Annotated in this window: 16 protein-coding genes, 1 tRNA gene and 1 riboswitch; of the genes, 9 read left to right on the forward strand and 8 right to left on the reverse strand. The window is 58.5% G+C overall.

Annotated elements, in window-relative coordinates; genetic code table 11:
* Window positions 1–16: 16 nt before the first annotated feature.
* The 4 genes from ade (at window position 17) to SJY29_RS15855 (ending at window position 4732) form a co-directional block, all read left to right on the forward strand.
* Complete coding sequence (gene ade, locus SJY29_RS15840; protein WP_400084722.1) at window positions 17–1816, forward strand: adenine deaminase; 1800 nt, start codon at window positions 17–19, stop codon at window positions 1814–1816.
* The gene (locus tag SJY29_RS15845; protein WP_400084725.1) at window positions 1813–3294 is read left to right on the forward strand and encodes an AMP nucleosidase; all 1482 of its coding nucleotides are present in this window, start codon (window positions 1813–1815) and stop codon (window positions 3292–3294) included. Before ade ends, SJY29_RS15845 begins: the two co-directional genes overlap by 4 nt.
* A 133-nt stretch (window positions 3295–3427) precedes the next feature.
* Window positions 3428–3718: an HU family DNA-binding protein gene (locus SJY29_RS15850; RefSeq protein ID WP_055295176.1), complete on the forward strand. Its 291-nt coding sequence runs from the start codon at window positions 3428–3430 to the stop codon at window positions 3716–3718.
* Window positions 3719–3871: 153 nt separating this feature from the next.
* Window positions 3872–4732 (forward strand): DMT family transporter, encoded by an 861-nt coding sequence (locus SJY29_RS15855; protein ID WP_110277807.1) that lies wholly within the window; start codon window positions 3872–3874, stop codon window positions 4730–4732.
* 18 nt (window positions 4733–4750) lie between these two features.
* Here SJY29_RS15855 and aroC read toward each other — a convergent pair whose 3' ends face one another.
* Complete coding sequence (gene aroC / locus SJY29_RS15860) at window positions 4751–5854, reverse strand: chorismate synthase (RefSeq protein ID WP_110277808.1); 1104 nt, start codon at window positions 5852–5854, stop codon at window positions 4751–4753.
* A gap of 90 nt (window positions 5855–5944) precedes the next feature.
* A riboswitch (TPP riboswitch) is annotated at window positions 5945–6046 on the forward strand.
* Between the two features lie 36 nt (window positions 6047–6082).
* Between aroC and thiB the strand changes: the two genes are divergently transcribed.
* The 3 genes from thiB to SJY29_RS15875 are packed head-to-tail and all read left to right on the forward strand — an operon-like array spanning window position 6083 to window position 9256.
* Window positions 6083–7072, forward strand: a complete 990-nt coding sequence (gene thiB / locus SJY29_RS15865; protein ID WP_400084730.1) for a thiamine ABC transporter substrate binding subunit — start codon at window positions 6083–6085, stop codon at window positions 7070–7072.
* Complete coding sequence (locus tag SJY29_RS15870) at window positions 7048–8577, forward strand: thiamine/thiamine pyrophosphate ABC transporter permease ThiP (protein WP_400084732.1); 1530 nt, start codon at window positions 7048–7050, stop codon at window positions 8575–8577. The genes thiB and SJY29_RS15870 overlap by 25 nt, the downstream gene beginning before the upstream one ends.
* Window positions 8564–9256, forward strand: a complete 693-nt coding sequence (locus tag SJY29_RS15875) for an ATP-binding cassette domain-containing protein (protein ID WP_400084735.1) — start codon at window positions 8564–8566, stop codon at window positions 9254–9256. The genes SJY29_RS15870 and SJY29_RS15875 overlap by 14 nt, the downstream gene beginning before the upstream one ends.
* Before the next feature lie 79 nt (window positions 9257–9335).
* Here the strand turns inward: SJY29_RS15875 and SJY29_RS15880 are convergent, their stop codons facing one another.
* Genes SJY29_RS15880 through petA form a run of 3 tightly spaced genes read right to left on the reverse strand, consistent with a single transcriptional unit; the run spans window position 9336 to window position 12132 of the window.
* Window positions 9336–10199, reverse strand: a complete 864-nt coding sequence (locus SJY29_RS15880) for a cytochrome c1 (RefSeq protein WP_400088956.1) — start codon at window positions 10197–10199, stop codon at window positions 9336–9338.
* A 10-nt stretch (window positions 10200–10209) separates the two neighbouring features.
* Window positions 10210–11559, reverse strand: a complete 1350-nt coding sequence (locus tag SJY29_RS15885; protein ID WP_400084738.1) for a cytochrome bc complex cytochrome b subunit — start codon at window positions 11557–11559, stop codon at window positions 10210–10212.
* A gap of 12 nt (window positions 11560–11571) precedes the next feature.
* Complete coding sequence (petA, locus tag SJY29_RS15890) at window positions 11572–12132, reverse strand: ubiquinol-cytochrome c reductase iron-sulfur subunit (RefSeq protein ID WP_400084741.1); 561 nt, start codon at window positions 12130–12132, stop codon at window positions 11572–11574.
* Window positions 12133–12547: 415 nt separating this feature from the next.
* On the opposite strand from petA, the gene SJY29_RS15895 reads away from it, so the two are divergent.
* Window positions 12548–13192 (forward strand): outer membrane protein, encoded by a 645-nt coding sequence (locus tag SJY29_RS15895; protein WP_400084744.1) that lies wholly within the window; start codon window positions 12548–12550, stop codon window positions 13190–13192.
* A gap of 5 nt (window positions 13193–13197) precedes the next feature.
* On the opposite strand, the gene SJY29_RS15900 is transcribed toward SJY29_RS15895, so the two are convergent.
* The 4 genes from SJY29_RS15900 to dapF are packed head-to-tail and all read right to left on the reverse strand — an operon-like array spanning window position 13198 to window position 16524.
* A complete protein-coding gene (locus tag SJY29_RS15900; RefSeq protein WP_400084747.1) occupies window positions 13198–13800 on the reverse strand; it encodes a glutathione S-transferase in 603 nt (200 codons plus the stop codon).
* A gap of 20 nt (window positions 13801–13820) precedes the next feature.
* A complete protein-coding gene (locus tag SJY29_RS15905) occupies window positions 13821–14453 on the reverse strand; it encodes a glutathione S-transferase (RefSeq protein WP_400084750.1) in 633 nt (210 codons plus the stop codon).
* A complete protein-coding gene (gene mtaB, locus SJY29_RS15910; protein ID WP_400084753.1) occupies window positions 14450–15709 on the reverse strand; it encodes a tRNA (N(6)-L-threonylcarbamoyladenosine(37)-C(2))-methylthiotransferase MtaB in 1260 nt (419 codons plus the stop codon). Before mtaB ends, SJY29_RS15905 begins: the two co-directional genes overlap by 4 nt.
* The gene (dapF, locus tag SJY29_RS15915) at window positions 15709–16524 is read right to left on the reverse strand and encodes a diaminopimelate epimerase (RefSeq protein WP_400084756.1); all 816 of its coding nucleotides are present in this window, start codon (window positions 16522–16524) and stop codon (window positions 15709–15711) included. Before dapF ends, mtaB begins: the two co-directional genes overlap by 1 nt.
* Window positions 16525–16620: 96 nt before the next feature.
* On the opposite strand from dapF, the gene SJY29_RS15920 reads away from it, so the two are divergent.
* A tRNA-Lys gene (locus SJY29_RS15920) sits at window positions 16621–16696 on the forward strand.
* Window positions 16697–16726 lie beyond the last annotated feature (30 nt).

The following is a 16726-nucleotide window of genomic DNA, read 5'->3' on the forward strand; positions in this document are numbered from 1 at the left end:
GGTGAAACCATTGGGGATGGAAACGCATTTCAAATCATGGGCCGAGGTTGCCCCCTGCTTGGTGGCCGTCGCAGCAGGCCGCGATAAGGCCGATCTGGTCATTCGCGGCGGCAGGCTGGTCAACGTACAAACCCGCGAAATTCTAGATGGTTGGCAGGTTGCTGTGGCCGAGGGGCGCTTTGCCTACGTCGGCCCTGACGCGTCGCATTGTATTGGTCCCGACACCCGCGTGATCGAGGCGGAAGGCCGCTATCTGATTCCCGGCCTCTGCGACGGACACATGCATATCGAAAGCGGGATGCTGACGCCCGCCGAATTTGCAGCCGCTGTGATCCCCCATGGCACGACCACCATGTTCACCGATCCGCATGAGATCGCCAATGTGCTGGGGCTGCGCGGTGTCCGCATGATGCATGACGAGGCGCTGATGCAGCCGGTTAATATCTACACCCAGATGCCATCTTGCGCCCCTTCGGCACCAGGGTTGGAAACCACAGGGTATGAGATTTCCGCCGATGATGTGGCTGAGGCGATGGCGTGGCCCGGCATCATCGGCTTGGGCGAGATGATGAATTTCCCCGGTGTGATCAACGGCGATCCGCAGATGCTGGCGGAAATGGCCGCGACGATGAATGCGGGCAAGACTGTCGGCGGGCATTACGCAAGCCCTGACAAGGGAACAGCGTTTTCCGCCTATGTCGCGGGCGGTGCCGCTGATGATCACGAAGGCACCGCCGAGGCCGACGCGATTGCCCGCGCGCGCAACGGGATGCGGTCGATGATGCGGCTGGGGTCGGCGTGGTATGATGTGGAAAGCCAGATTACCGCTGTGACCGAAAAGGGGCTTGATCCGCGCAATTTCATCCTCTGCACCGATGACTGCCATTCCGGCACGTTGGTGAATGACGGCCATATGAACCGCGTGGTGCGCCATGCCATCGCCTGTGGCTGTGATCCGGTAATCGCGCTGCAAATGGCCACGATCAACACGGCCACCCATTTCGGGCTGGAGCGCGAGCTTGGCTCGATCGCGCCGGGGCGTCGGGCGGATATGATCCTGACCTCTGATCTGGTGACATTGCCGATTGAAGAGGTGATCGCGCGCGGTCAGACCGTCGCGCGTGACGGCAAGATTACCGTGACCTGTCCGCATTATGCTTGGCCCGATGATGCCCGCACAACCGTGCATATGGGGAAGGTTCTCGGGGATGCAGACTTTGCCATCCATGCACCCTCGGGCAAGAACAAGGTCAAAGCCAAGGTCATCGGTGTGGTGGAAAACCAGGCACCGACGCAAGCATTGACCGCTGAACTGCCCGTTGTTGACGGGTTGGTTGAAGGCGAGGGCGACACCTATCAAATCGCCCTTGTCGAACGGCACCAAGGCACCGGAAAGGTCGTGAACGGCTTTGTGTCGGGGTTCGGATACACGGGCAAGATGGCCATGGCCTCGACCGTGGCACATGACAGTCACCATATGATCGTCGTGGGCACGGACCGCGCGATGATGGCTGCCGCCGCGAACCGACTGGGCGAGGTTGGCGGTGGCGTGACCGTCTGGAAAGATGGCGAGGAACTGGCGCTGGTGGAACTGCCTATTGCCGGCCTGATGTCCGATAGCCCTGCTGCCGAAGTTGCCGCCAAAGCCGACCAGATGGTTGCTGCGATGGCCACTTGCGGGTGCACATTGAATAACGCCTATATGCAGCACTCGCTGCTGGCGCTTGTCGTCATCCCATCGTTACGGATCTCTGATCTGGGGCTGGTGGATGTCGATAAGTTTGAAATTACAGATATATTTGAGGAAAACGCATGAACGTTGCACAAGAGGTGTCAATCCGGACACCTGAAGTCCCCGCGCCAGAGGCATTTACTGACGCGAAACTGGCCGTTGTCAGGCTGCAAGAGCTTTATGACACGGCAGTGAAATTCCTGTCCGAGAATTTCGCCACCGCGCTGCGGCATGGCCAGCCTGACACACGGGTGCGGGCCTACTACCCTGAAATCCGCCTGACGACGACAACTCACGCCAAGATGGATTCGCGGCTGTCTTTCGGGCACGTGGCCGAACCGGGGGTTTATGCCACGACGGTGACCCGCCCCGACCTGTTCGCATCCTATCTTGAACAACAAATCGGGCTATTGCTGGCCAGTCACGGTGTACCTGTGATTATTGGCGCATCCGGCACAGAAATGCCGGTGCATTTTGCTGCGGCAAACGATCCGGGATTGACGGTGCCACATGACGGGTCGATGGAATTCAATCTGCGCGATGCATTTGATGTACCGGACCTGAGCACGACACATGATAGCATCGTGAACGGCTCGGGTTTTCAGTACCCTGACGGGGCGCACCCTTTGGCGCCATTCACGGCACAGCGCGTTGATTACTCACTGGCGCGTCTGGCGCATTATACGGCGACTGCGCCCGAGCATTTCCAGAACCACGTGCTCTTTACCAACTACCAGTTCTATGTTGAGGAGTTTGAATCCTTCGCGCGCCAGATGCTGGCGGACCCCGACAGCGGCTACACCAGCTTTGTGAGTACCGGGAATGTCGAAATATCGGATGCCGATGCGCCTGTTCCGATGCCCGCGAAATTGCCGCAAATGCCCACCTATCATCTCAAGCGCAAGAACGGTGCGGGGATCACGTTGGTCAATATCGGTGTGGGTCCGTCGAACGCGAAAACGGCGACCGATCATATCGCCGTGCTGCGGCCCCATGCGTGGCTGATGGTCGGGCACTGTGCGGGCTTGCGGAATTCGCAACGCTTGGGTGATTTCGTACTGGCTCATGCGTACCTGCGCGAAGATCACGTGCTTGATGATGATCTGCCTGTATGGGTGCCAATTCCGGCGCTGGCGGAAATCCAGATTGCGCTGGAAACCGCTGTGGCTGATGTGACCAAGCTTGAAGGGTATGAGTTGAAGCGGATCATGCGCACAGGCACCGTGGCAACCATCGACAACCGGAACTGGGAATTGCGCGAACAGGCTGGCCCAGTTCAACGGCTTTCCCAATCACGTGCGATTGCGCTGGATATGGAAAGCGCCACGATTGCCGCCAACGGGTTCCGGTTTCGCGTCCCCTATGGCACGCTACTTTGCGTCAGCGACAAACCCCTGCATGGCGAGTTGAAATTGCCGGGCATGGCGTCGGAGTTCTATAAAACGCAGGTTGCAGCCCATCTGATGATCGGTATTCGTGCGATGGAACGGTTGCGCGAAATGCCGCTTGAGCGCATTCACAGCCGCAAATTGCGCAGCTTTGAAGAGACAGCTTTCCTCTAAACAGTCAAAAAGTGCGGAAACCTGCTCTTTTTCACTTGTAATGGCACACTAATCATTGTGGTGTCCCACAACATACCGTTAAATGTGCGGGTAATAGGCCCTACTGCTGGGGCGAACGAGGGAGACCAGTAAAATGGCGACAAAACCAATGACAAAGGCGCAGCTGGTTGCTGCACTTGCAGAAGAAACAGGCATGGACAAAAAAGCAGCCGGTGCTGCGCTTGATGCTGTGACAGACATCATCACCAAAGAAGTTTCCGGCGGCGGTGCTGTGACACTTCCAGGTGTTGGCAAGATCTATTGCCGCGAGCGCCCAGAGCGTATGGTCCGCAACCCTGCCACGGGTGAGCAGATCAAGAAAGAAGCCGACAAGGTTGTCAAAATGACAATCGCAAAAGCGCTGAAAGACAGCGTGAACGGCTAAGCCATCGCAGGCCCTCGGGCCGGATGCAGAGTTTGGGAAAGGTCGCCGGTTAAGGCGGCCTTTTTCGTTTCGGGATGCACAGTGCGGCGCGATAACAGTCCAGCCTTGCAATCAGCCGTACGCTCGGCGTAACTCGGCACCAAAGGGGATCACATGGACATCAAAGCAATCGCGATGGGGCTGGCGTTCGCGCTGATGTGGTCGTCGGCATTCACCTCTGCCCGCGTGATTGTCGAGTATGCGCCGCCGCTTAGTGCTCTGGCACTCCGGTTTCTGATTTCAGGTGTGATCGGTGTGGGCATCGCGTTTCTGCTTGGCCAGTCAGCGCGGCTGAGCCGGCGGCAGTGGACAGGCGTCGTGATCTTTGGTGTCTGTCAGAACGCGTTGTATTTGGGTCTCAATTTTGTTGCCATGCAGACGATTCCTGCGTCTTTGGCGGCTATTATTGCCTCGACCATGCCGTTGCTGGTGGCTTTGTCGGGATGGCTGGTTTTCGGCAATAAAGTGCGGCCTCTGGGTATCATTGGCCTGATTGCCGGTGTTGTTGGCGTTGTTCTGATCATGGGAGCGCGGCTGCAAGGTGGCGTCGATCTCTTCGGGGTTGTCCTTTGTGTGATCGGGGTTGTGTCGCTGACTATTGCCACTATGGCTGTCTTGGGCGCGTCGTCAGGCGGAAATGTCCTGATGATCGTCGGTCTACAGATGCTGGTGGGGAGTGCGTTTCTGTGGGTTCCAGCCCTCACAATTGAAACCTGGGATGTCACGTGGAACTGGCAGTTGGGGGTCGCGTTTATCTACACAACAATCGTGCCAGGATTGGGTGCGACGCTGGTTTGGTTCTTGCTGGTGGGCCGGATTGGCGCGGTCAGGGCCTCGACCTTTCACTTTCTCAACCCGTTTCTGGGGGTCGCGACCGCTGCGATCATTCTGGGCGAAAAGATCGGCGTGCTGGATGTGCTGGGCGTTGCGATTATCGCAGGTGGTATTTTGGCGGTTCAGCTGTCCAAACAGTAAGGTGGATTGAAATCCACCTTACCCGATCTGCCCGCGCACGCCGCCAGTTTGACCGCGATCCAGCAGCAGATGATCAAGGATCACACAAGCCATCATCGCTTCACCGACAGGGACTGCGCGGATACCCACACAAGGATCATGCCGTCCTTTTGTCACGACCTCGGTCGGGGTGCCATCCATGCGGATGGATTTGCGCGGCGACAGGATCGAAGAGGTTGGTTTCACGGCAAAGCGCACGACAATGTCCTGCCCCGTACTGATCCCGCCAAGGATACCGCCTGCGTGGTTCGAGGAATACTCCGGTCCGTTCGGCCCCATGAAAATCTCGTCAGCGTTGTCGCGTCCGGTAAGCGCAGCGGCAGCCATGCCTTCACCGATTTCCACGCCTTTCACGGCATTGATCGACATCATCGCAGCGGCCAGATCAGTGTCTAACTTGGCGTAAACAGGCGCGCCGATGCCCGCAGGCACGCCACGCGCGACAACCTCGATGATTGCGCCGACCGAGTTGTGATCGTCCTTGCGCAGCCATGCCAGATAGTCGTTCCACTCGGCGGCTGCTTCGGCGTCGGGACAGAAGAAATCATTCTGGTCGATCTGGTCCCAGTCGACCTTGCTGCGATCAATCGCTTTGGTGCCCATCTGGGTCATATAGCCCTTGATCTCTACGTTCGGCGCAATCGCTTTGATCGCCTCGCGCGCCACACCGCCGGCAGCCACGCGCGACGCGGTTTCGCGCGCCGAAGACCGCCCGCCACCGCGTGGATCGCGCAGCCCGTATTTCTGGTGATAGGTGATATCCGCATGACCGGGACGGAACGTGTTCAGGATATCGCCATAGTCTTTTGACCGCTGGTCGGTGTTTTCGATCATCAACTGGATCGGGGTACCTGTGGTCTTACCCTCATAGACGCCGGACAGGATTTTCACCGCATCAGGTTCGTTCCGCTGGGTTGTGTTCTTGTTCAGCCCGGGGCGGCGTTTATCCATCCACTGCTGGATCATCGGCGCCTCAAGCGGCACGCCGGGCGGGCAGCCGTCAACCGTGGCACCCAAGGCAGGCCCATGGCTTTCACCCCAAGTAGTGAAACGAAACAAATGTCCGAAGCTGTTGATCGACATGGGCATCTCCCTTTGCACATGGGGTCTAGCGGGGGTGACAATCAGGCTCAAGAGGTTTCCCTTGTCCTTCGGTCTATTCCGCAATACCTAGGGCGTACCTCGGGGGGCCAATCATGGCTGAGATGCGTAGCACGCGGACCCGTTGAACCTGAACCGGTTAAGACCGGCGGAGGGAAGGTATGGCAATCCCGCTATCCCCCAATCCGCCCGTCGCATTTGGAGGATACGATGAAAAACACCACCTATCTGCCAGTTGTCGCGGGACTTGCTCTTTGTGCTTCGGCTGCACTCGCCGATACGCCTGTGCTGCAAGTCATGACTTACGACAGCTTTACCAGCGAATGGGGCCCCGGCCCTGCGGTTGAAGCCGCTTTCGAGGCGGAATGCGCCTGTGATCTGCAATTTGTGGGCGCAGGTGACGGGGCTTCCCTGCTGGCCCGTCTGCAACTGGAGGGGCCGCGCACAGAGGCTGATATCGTCTTGGGGCTGGATACAAACCTGACAGCCGCTGCGCGCGAGACGGGGCTATTTGCGCCGCATGGCGTTGCTGCGGACCTTGATCTCCCTGTTGCATGGAATGATGCGGATTTCCTGCCGTTCGACTGGGGCTATTTCGCCTTCGTCGGAAATGCAGGTGCGGATGCGCCGGCATCCCTGCGTGCTTTGGCCGACAGTGACATCCAGATTGTCATTCAGGATCCCCGCTCATCCACGCCCGGTCTGGGTCTGTTGATGTGGGTGAAGGCCGCTTACGGCGATGGAGCTGCAACGCTCTGGGCCGATCTGGCCGACAACATCATAACTGTCACACCGGGTTGGTCCGAAGCTTACGGCATGTTCCTTGACGGTCAGGCTGATGCGGTTTTGTCCTACACGACCTCGCCTGCCTACCACCTAATTGCCGAGGAAGACGACAGCAAGGTCGCATGGGCCTTTGATGAAGGGCACTACATGCAGGTCGAAGTGGCGGGCAAAGTCGCAGGCACCGATCAGCCGGAACTGGCGGATCAGTTCCTTGCTTTCATGGTGTCGGACGCGTTCCAAAGCTTGATCCCCACAACGAACTGGATGTATCCGGCGGTCATTCCGGCTGCGGGCCTGCCTGACGGGTTCGAAACTTTGATGACGCCTGAAACATCACTCTTGTTGTCACCGGAAGATGCAGCCGCCATGCGTGATGCGGCCCTGGACGAATGGCGCACAGCCTTGTCCCAGTAACACCGCGCTGGCCCGGCGTCGCAGCTGCGGCGCTGGTGCTTGTGCTCACCCTTGGCACGCTGGCGGCTGTTGGCTGGCGTGCCGAATGGATGGGTGGCCTCGCCCCTGCGGATTGGGCCGCGGTTCGGTTTACGCTTGTGCAGGCGTTTCTGTCTGCGCTGCTGAGTGTCCTGCTGGCTATTCCCGTAGCGCGGGCTTTGGCACGGCGTGGTTTCTACGGGCGGGATTTGCTGATTACCCTGCTCGGGGCACCATTCCTTCTACCGGTCATTGTCGCGGTGCTTGGTCTTCTGGCGATTTTTGGCCGCGGCGGTCTTTTGAATGATGGCCTGGTCTGGCTGGGGTTTCAGCCTGTTTCGATTTTCGGTTTGCACGGCGTGGTACTGGCCCACGTGTTCTTTAACATGCCCTTGGCGGTGCGGTTTATTTTGCAAGGCTGGCTCTCAATCCCCGCCGAGCGGTTTCGCCTTGCGGCATCGCTGAATGCACCGGTTGGCCGGTTGCTCGAATGGCCGATGCTCCGTTCAGTGGTGCCAGGTACGTTTCTGGTCATCTTTCTCATTTGTCTGACCAGTTTTGCCGTTGCCCTGACGATGGGCGGCGGACCGCGGGCAACAACAGTTGAACTGGCGATCTATCAGGCGGTCCGGTTCGATTTCGATCTGGGACGGGCCGCATTGCTGGCCTGCATCCAGTTCGGGCTCTGTGTGTTGGCTGCCGCTCTGGCGTGGGAGGTGACAGGGAATGATCCGATGGGTGCCGGCATGGACCGTGTCGTGCAGCGTTGGGATTTGCCGCGGCCTGTGGTGGACTATGCTGTAATCGCTATGGCCGCACTTTTTCTACTGCTGCCCTTGGGGATGATCGTGGTCCGCGGGCTGCCCGCGTTCCCCGACATGCCTGCAACGGTCTGGGCTGCGGCATTGCGGTCGCTCTGTGTCGCCATCGGCTCGGCGGCGCTTTGCGTCTTGATGGCCCTTGCGCTGGCTTTGCGTGGTGGCGCCATGGTGTCTGTGGTTGGTGTGATGCCGCTCGCGGCGTCTGGATTGGTCGTTGGAACGGGTGCATTCCTGATCGTGTTTCCCTTTGTCCGTCCGGCTGATGTTGCGTTGCTGGTGACCATGCTGGTGAACGCGACACTCGCTTTGCCTTTCGCGCTCCGCGCCATTGCCCCGACTGTTGACCAGATCAACCAAAGCTATGGCCGTTTAGGGCTCGCGCTGGATATGCGCGGATGGACGTGGCTACGATGGGTTGTTCTGCCCCGTCTGCGGCGTCCGCTGGGGTTTGCGGCGGGTTTGGCGGCGGCCTTGTCCATGGGTGATTTGGGCGTGATCGCCTTGTTTGCGGGCCAAGGACAAGAGACACTGCCGCTGGCGATGTATCGTTTGATGGGTGCCTACCGGATGGAGGCAGCGGCAAGTGCGGCGCTGTTACTGGTGGTGCTGAGTTTTGCACTGTTCTGGATCTGTGACCGATGGGGGCGTGGACGTGTTGAGATGTGAAAACCTGGTCCTGCAGCAAGGCGCATTTTCTTTGTGTGCGGATATTGTGTTCGCACGCGGCAAAGCGGTGGCTTTGATCGGGCCGTCCGGTGCGGGAAAGTCGACGTTCTTGGCGGGTCTGGCGGGGTTTCTTGCGCCTGTGTCAGGTCGCGTGATCCTTGGCGGTATCGATGTGACGGATGAAGAGCCAGGTAAGCGGCCTGTCAGTATGCTCTTTCAGGACAATAACCTGTTTCCACATTTGACCGTGGCGCAGAATGTCGGTTTGGGGCTGCGGCCGGACCTGCGGTTGCGCGAGGAAGAAAGGAGCCAGGTTGCTGCGGCCCTCGCAGAGGTTGGATTGGCTGGTATGGAAGTACGCAAACCCGCTGCATTGTCGGGTGGGCAGCAAAGTCGCGTGGCGCTGGCACGCGTTCTTGTGGCGGATCGACCTGTCGTCTTGCTGGATGAACCCTTTTCCGCGCTTGGCCCCGCTCTCAAGGATGAAATGCTCGATCTGGTGAAATCCAAGCTGGCCGCGGCGGGAAAGACTGTCGTGATGGTCACCCATGATCCGGCTGATGCGCGACGGATTGCGGATATGGTTGCGCTCGTGGATGCGGGTCAGGTACATGCGCCCGTTGCGACCGATGCGTTGTTTGATGATCCACCGGCCGCGCTCAGGGCTTATCTGGGGTAAGGTGGAGCAAGATCCACCTTACAGAATGCAAAAGGCCCGCCATAACGGCGGGCCTTTGTGTTTGTTTGATCTGTTTGACTTAGTCTTTGTGCTTGTGTGGTGCCCAGAGACGCTTGTTTGTCAGGTACAGCAGCACGGACAGAACTGTCAGGAACAGAAAACCGGTCAGACCTGCCTGCTTGCGCGCAACCAGTTTCGGCTCGGCTGTCCACATCAGGAACGCCGCAACATCCATTGCGACATCTTCCAGCTCGGTTGAGTGACCGTCTGCATAGTCAACATCATCGCCCCAAAGCGGCTGTGACATCGCAATCCATGAGCCTGGCACCTTGTGCTTGCCGTGCTCGTCTTTACAGCTTTCAGGGAAACCACCAGCTGCGAATGCTACGTTGTAGAAGCCGTCCATCGGCTCGCCTTCCAGTGCGCACTCAGGCTCTTCGTGGTAGCCGGTCATCAATGACGCGATGTATTCCGCGCCGCCCATGCCGTTTACGAACTGGCTGATGCCTGTACCATATGGGCCGCTAAAGCCCGCCCGCGCCTTTGCCATCAGGCTGAGGTCAGGTGCGTTCGACAGGCTCGACTCTGGAAATTTGTCTGCTGGCGTTGCTGGACGGAAGTCGCCCTCGCCATCAAACAACGTCTCGTCAAAGACTTCGTAGAACTCGGCATAGGCCCGCATCTGGTCTTCAGGAAGCCCGGGGCCGCCTTCGTCAGACAGGTTGCGGAATGCGACAAATTCCAGCCCGTGGCAGGCGGCACAGATTTCTGTGTAGACCTGAAGACCGCGCTGAAGCTGCATCTGGTCATAGCTGCCGAATGGGCCTTCGAACGAGAAATCATAGTCGGTGACTTCAATTTCAAGTTCAGCGGCGGTGGCCTGCCCTGCGGTGAGGGCAAGCGCCATTGCTGCGGTGAGTGATAGTTTGCGGAACATGACTATTCGTCCTTTCTCACTCGGCCGGGCTGGCAACAGGCTTGGCGCCGTCACCTGTCGGCGCGTAGTGCGCATTGAAGTCGTCTTCGATGGTTGCTGGCGGTGTGTTCGGCTTTTCGATCACGCCCAAGAGCGGCAGGATCACCAGGAAGTAGGCGAACCAATATGTCGAACCGATCAGCGCGATGTAGGGATAGATACCCTCAGCAGGGCGCGCACCGACCCACATCAGCAGGACGAAGTTCACGGCAAAGAGCCAGAACCACCACTTGAACATCGGACGGTAACGGCCAGAGCGGACCGACGAGGTATCAAGCCACGGTGCCAGCGCCATTACGACGATCGCACCGAACATCGCGATCACACCAAAGAACTTGGCGTCGATGATGCCGAATGTGATCCAGTTCACTGCAATCACCAGCCATACGTCTTGGTCGAACGCGCGCAGTACGGCGTAGAATGGCAGGAAGTACCATTCCGGCACGATGTGCGATGGTGTCGCCAGCGGGTTGGCCGGAATGTAGTTGTCCGGGTGACCAAGGTAGTTCGGCATGAAGCCGACGACTGCCACAAACACGGCCAGAATGACGGCCAGCGCGAAAAGGTCCTTGATCACGAAATACGGCCAGAATGGCAGTGTGTCTTTGGCTGCGTCTTCTTTCGATGTGCGACGCACCTCAACACCGGTTGGGTTGTTGTTGCCAGTCGTGTGGAATGCCCAGATGTGCACAATGGTCAGACCCAACAGAATGAAAGGCAGCAAATAGTGCAGCGAGAAGAAGCGGTTCAACGCTGGCTGCGCAATCGCACCGTTTGGTGTACCCAACAGCCAGATCTGGATGCTTTCACCAACGAAGGGAATCGCACCGAAAAGGCCTGTGATAACGGCTGTACCGTGGAACGACATCTGGCCCCATGGCAGTACGTAACCCATAAAGGCCGTACCCATCATCAGCACATACATCAGCATGCCGACGATCCATGTCACCTCGCGTGGTGATTTGTACGAACCGTAGTACAGCGACCGGAAGATGTGTGCATAAACAGCCACAAAGAAGAGCGACGCGCCGTTCTGGTGGAAGTAGCGGATCATATGGCCGCCGTTGACGTCGCGCATGATGTGCTCGACCGAAGCAAAGGCCATATCAACGTGTGGCACATAATGCATCACCAGTACGATACCGGTGACGATCTGCAACACGAGTGTGAAAACAAGAACGATACCCCAGATCCACATCCAGTTCAGGTTCTTTGGTGTGGGAAGCATAAGGGTGTCATACATCAAGCCAACGATTGGCAGGCGGCTGTGAAGCCACTTTTCGCCGCCGGACTTTGGCTCGTAATGGTCGTGGGGAATTCCGCCCATGGGTTTCTCTCCTTAACCGAGTTGAATAGTTGTTTCGTCCACGAAGGACGCGACAGGAACAGGCAGGTTCTTTGGCGCTGGGCCGCGGCGAATCCGGCCGGAAGTATCATAGTGTGACCCGTGGCACGGGCAGAACCAGCCGCCAAAATCACCTGCGTCGCCCAGAGGCACACAGCCAAGGTGTGTACACACACCCATCTGGACCAACCATACACCATCTTCTGTCAGTGCGCGGTTCTCGTCAGTGGCTGGCGTGCCGTCAGGAAGGTTCGCGTTTTCCGCGCTCTGGTCCGGCAGATCGGACAGTTCTACGGCGCGCGCCTCGGCGATTTCCTCTTCGGAACGGGACCGGATAAAGACCGGTTTACCCTGCCAAAGCACCGTGATCTGGGTGCCTGGGGCGACCGCGCTGACATCAACGCGGATCGAGGCGAGCGCCAAAACATCGGCGGAAGGGTTCATCTGGTTTACCAGTGGCCAAACTGCGGCGCCCGTTACTACAACACCCGCGCTAGCGGTTGCGTAATAAAGAAAGTCGCGGCGTGTGCCCTGATGATCATCTGCATGTGACACTGGATGCATCTCCGATTCTTTTGATGGGCTCTATGCCCGCACGAGAAAATAGACCGACAGGTCGGTCAGTCAATTTGAGCGCTGTTTAACTATCAAACCATTCAAGGTCCAGCGGACAATCGGGCGCAGGCCCACAAGACAGTCCTGTTATGCGCTAACAGCGAAGACTTCGTTAAACAGGCGGACAGAATCACCTGTGGCCCGTTCAGGCAAAGCAGCCTAAACTTCTGGCGGAAATGATGGAATTCGCCCAACTGTGGCAATAGTGTGGCGGGAATTTCCGATAAAATACGGCTATTTGTGTCAGTGACGCCACATGCGCGCAGCAACACGCCTCTGGGCGTTAGTGTTTTATTGTCAGCTTTGTGGCAGGTCTCTACCCGAGTTAGGTGCCACTCATTTCGGACAAGCTGCTATGCGCCGTGCCCTGTCATATTGCCTTTGTGCTGTCATTGCACCTGCCCTCGCGATAGCGGATGTGCAGTTGAGCTTCTATGGTGGCGCGCAGACCGCGCCAGCGTCTGATATTTCGATTCGTGATCCATTGATTGGGGCAGATGACTTTTCCCAGGATTGGGAAGGGCGGTCGTCCGAGGCGCCGATTTACTACGGGGTGCGCGCAACACGCTGGCAGTCGCCGACATTTGGTTATGGATTGGATTTCGCGCACAACAAGGTCTACCCCGCCAATGGTATCGCAGCACCCGGCTACGAAGTCCTCGAATTTACTGACGGTCTGAATACCCTGACGCTCAATGCGTATCGGCGTTGGAATGACGTACTTGGCGATGTGACGCCCTATGTTGGCGGTGGGATCGGTTTGGCCGTACCGCATGTCGAGGTCGTCAACGGCAGTTCCCAGACAAACGGCTACCAACTGACGGGTCCCGCCGCGACGCTGGTAGCCGGTGCCGCCATGCCCATCAACGACCAATGGTCCGTTTTTGGCGAATACAAAGGCACATTCTCATCCAACCGTGCTGATCTTGATAGTGGCGGCACGCTTGAAACCGACATTTTCACAAATGCCGTCAATTTTGGCGTCAGCTTCGATTTCTAGCGCTGTTACTCAGCCTTTGTCGCAACCATGCTGTCGCGTTTGCTGAATTCTGCATGCCAGCTTGCCAGCGCTTCGTTTCCGTTACGCCAGCCACGCGCATCATGCCGCAGATCAATATAGGATAGCGCACAGGCAACCGCGATCTGCCCGATATTGAGCGGGCCGGTCAGGTGGCTCATCCAGCGGCTATTGATTGCGGCGATGCCACGCGCGGCTTTGGCCCATTGCGCCTCGACCCAGTCAGGCGATTGCTGGTCCGCAGGGCGTAGCCGTGTTTCATAGGCCATGGAAACAGTCGCATCCATGACCGCGTCGGCTGTGGCTTCCAGCGTGAGAATTTCCCAGATGCTGCTTTGCGGATAAAGGTTTGCACCAGCCAGATCATTCAGAAAGCGCGTGATGACACGGCTGTCATAGATCGCAGGGCCATCGGCGCGGATCAGTGCGGGGATTTTGCCCATCGGATTAGCAGCAATCACCTCGGGCGCTGAGTTAAAAGCAGAGGTCGAAACGACCACCTCTTCGACTGTATCCACCAGCCCTGTTTCGCGGGTCAGCACGCGCGCTTTGCGCACAAAAGGAGAAGCGGGCGAGATCAGCAACTGCATGGGAGTCGTCCTTATCTGGGTCAGGGAAACAAGACCTGATCCTGCCCCTCTTGCCAAGGCGGATATTTCGTCATGATCGCGCGAAACCGTTCGGAGGCCAGAAAATCATCCAACCAGGCGGTCAAAGGCCCCAAGGCTTGCGCATCAAACCATGCGCGGTCTGTGTTCGCGAACTGGCGCACAAAGGGCAGAATTGCAATATCGGCCAGTGTGCGCCGGTCGCCCATCAGGAACGGAGACTGTGCAAGGCGGTCGTTCAATTCCGTAAGAAATGCCATCGCCTTGGCGCGCTCATCCTCTTCGCTCCGGTCGGGAAAGCGGACGGCGTATTTTGTATGATCCAGGGCGCTTTTGAACGGGCCGTCATTTTGGTCAATCAGGGCGTGGCCCTCGCGCGGCATATCAAGCCAGCCCTCGGGGTCATTGCGGCCCAATGCCCACAGCATGACATCGCGGCTTTCCTCGATCACGCGGTCCCCGTCCTGCACCACAGGCACCGTGCCTTTGGGTGAGGCGGCCAGAAAAGGCGCGGGCTTCTCTCGTAGCAGGATTTCCTGCAATACAACCTGCACGCCGCTGGACTGGATCGCAAGGCGGGCGCGCATCGCGTAGGGGCAGCGCCGAAAGCTCCAAAGGATCGGCAGCGTTGTCATGCGGTCAGCTGCGTGCCTGCAAATCCGGTGATCTGCGCCTGCACGATCTGGCTTTCAGGCTGGTCAGTGTCGAACACCACTTCAGTGAACTGCGCGGTGCGACCCATCCGCGCATTCTCCATCAGCACCTGATGGGTCTTGCCCTGTTGGGCGGCCAAATGCCGCACGACTTGCGCTTCACCTGCCGCGCGCAAGGCGGCAGCGCGGGTTTTGATCAGCTTGCCATTCACCTGCGGCATCCTCGCAGCAGGCGTGCCGGGGCGCGGGGAGTAGGGAAAGACATGCAGCCATGTCAGATCGCATTCTGCGACAAGCGCCAGAGAATTGGCAAACATCGCGTCCGTCTCGGTCGGGAAGCCTGCGATGATGTCGGCGCCATATGTCATGTCGGGGCGCAGTTTCCGCGCCTCCTGGCAAAAAGCGATGGCATCGTCGCGCAAGTGGCGGCGTTTCATCCGTTTCAGGATCATATCGTCGCCATGCTGCAAGGACAGATGCAAATGCGGCATCAGGCGCGGTTCGGTCGCGATGGCCTGCATGAGGTTCTCATCCACTTCGATACTGTCTATCGAGCTGATCCGCAGTCGCGGCAGATCTGGCACCAGTTTGAGGATGCGCATCACAAGATCGCCCAGTTTCGGCGTGGCAGGAAGATCGGCGCCCCAACTGGTCAGATCGACGCCTGTCAGCACGACTTCATTGTATCCCGTATCCACCAGCCGCTTGATCTGATCCACCACAACGCCAGCGGGGACCGAGCGGGAATTGCCGCGGCCATAAGGAATGATGCAGAACGTGCAGCGATGGTCACACCCGTTCTGGACCTGCACATAGGCACGGCTGCGGGTGCCGAAGCCGTCAATCAGGTGGCCTGCGGTCTCGGTCACCGACATGATGTCATCAACCTGTACCGGTTCGGTCTGCCCGATCAGATCGGGGGCCATGCCTGCCCATGTGGCGGGGTCCATTTTTTCGGTGTTGCCGATGACGACATCAACCTCGGCCATTCTGGCGAAAGTATCGGGTTCTGTCTGGGCAGCGCATCCTGTGACGATCAGCTTTGCACTCGGATGGTCGCGGCGGAGCTTGCGGATATCCTGACGGGCCTTGCGCACGGCCTCTGCCGTCACGGCGCAGGTGTTCACCACGATGGCGTTATCCACGCCTGCCGCTGTTGCCAGTTCCTTCATCGCCTCGGTCTCATAGGCGTTGAGCCTGCAACCGTGGTTGGAGAATATCGGGGCTGTTTTCACCATCAGAGCCGCCAGACGCCGTCAAAGACATGTGCAGTCGGACCCGTCATCCACACGCCATCATCACGCCAGTCGACATGCAGGCTGCCGCCATCCAGGTCGATTCTGACAGACCGCCCTGTCAGCCCGCGCCGCGCGGCAGCGACAGCTGTGGCACAAGAGGAAGAGCCAGAGGCCAGCGTCACACCGACGCCGCGTTCCCAAACGCGCATCCGCAGGTGATCGGGGCCGATCACGCTGGCGAATTGTACGTTGGTACGTTGAGGATACAGCGGGTGATGTTCGATTGCGGACCCTCGGGTGGCCAGATCAACGGCCTCGGCATCCGCTACAAAGAATGTGCAATGCGGGTTCCCCATGCCGGTTGCTGTGGGTGCACCATCGATGGGCAGTTCAAGCGTGTCCATTGCGCGCGCCAGCGGCACATCCTGCCAGTCCAGCTGAGGCTGCCCCATGTTGACCGACGTCAGGCCATTACCCGAGTCCAGCGCGTGCAAGATGCCGCGCTCGGTTTGCAAGGTCAGCGTGGTCGCGCCAGACTGGTCCATCAGATAACGTGCTATACAGCGCGTGGCGTTGCCGCAGGCCCCTGCCAGTGATCCGTCGCTGTTCCAGAATGTCAGCCGCACATCGGCTTCGGTCGTGTCGGACAGCACGGCAAGCTGGTCAAACCCCACGCCGCGATGGCGGTCTGCGATTGCCACAGCGATAGCCGCATCCACGCGCGGGGTGATTCCCCGTTCGTCCACGACAACAAAGTCGTTTCCCAGCCCGTGCATCTTCATAAAGGGCAAATATGATGAGTCGTTTGCGGTCATGGCGGCGATATATGCCAAGGCAGACAAGTTATCCAGCAGTCAGGGGAATTTGGGGGTTGACCGCACCCCCGTGGCTTTCTAGATACCGCCCTCAGTGGGCCGTTAGCTCAGTTGGTAGAGCAACTGACTTTTAATCAGTAGGTCGATGGTTCGAACCCATCACGGCTCACCACTTCATCCCTGATATTTGCGGATTTATGCA

This window comes from Yoonia sp. R78084 (assembly GCF_044595625.1).
In the GTDB taxonomy this organism is placed as follows: domain Bacteria; phylum Pseudomonadota; class Alphaproteobacteria; order Rhodobacterales; family Rhodobacteraceae; genus Yoonia.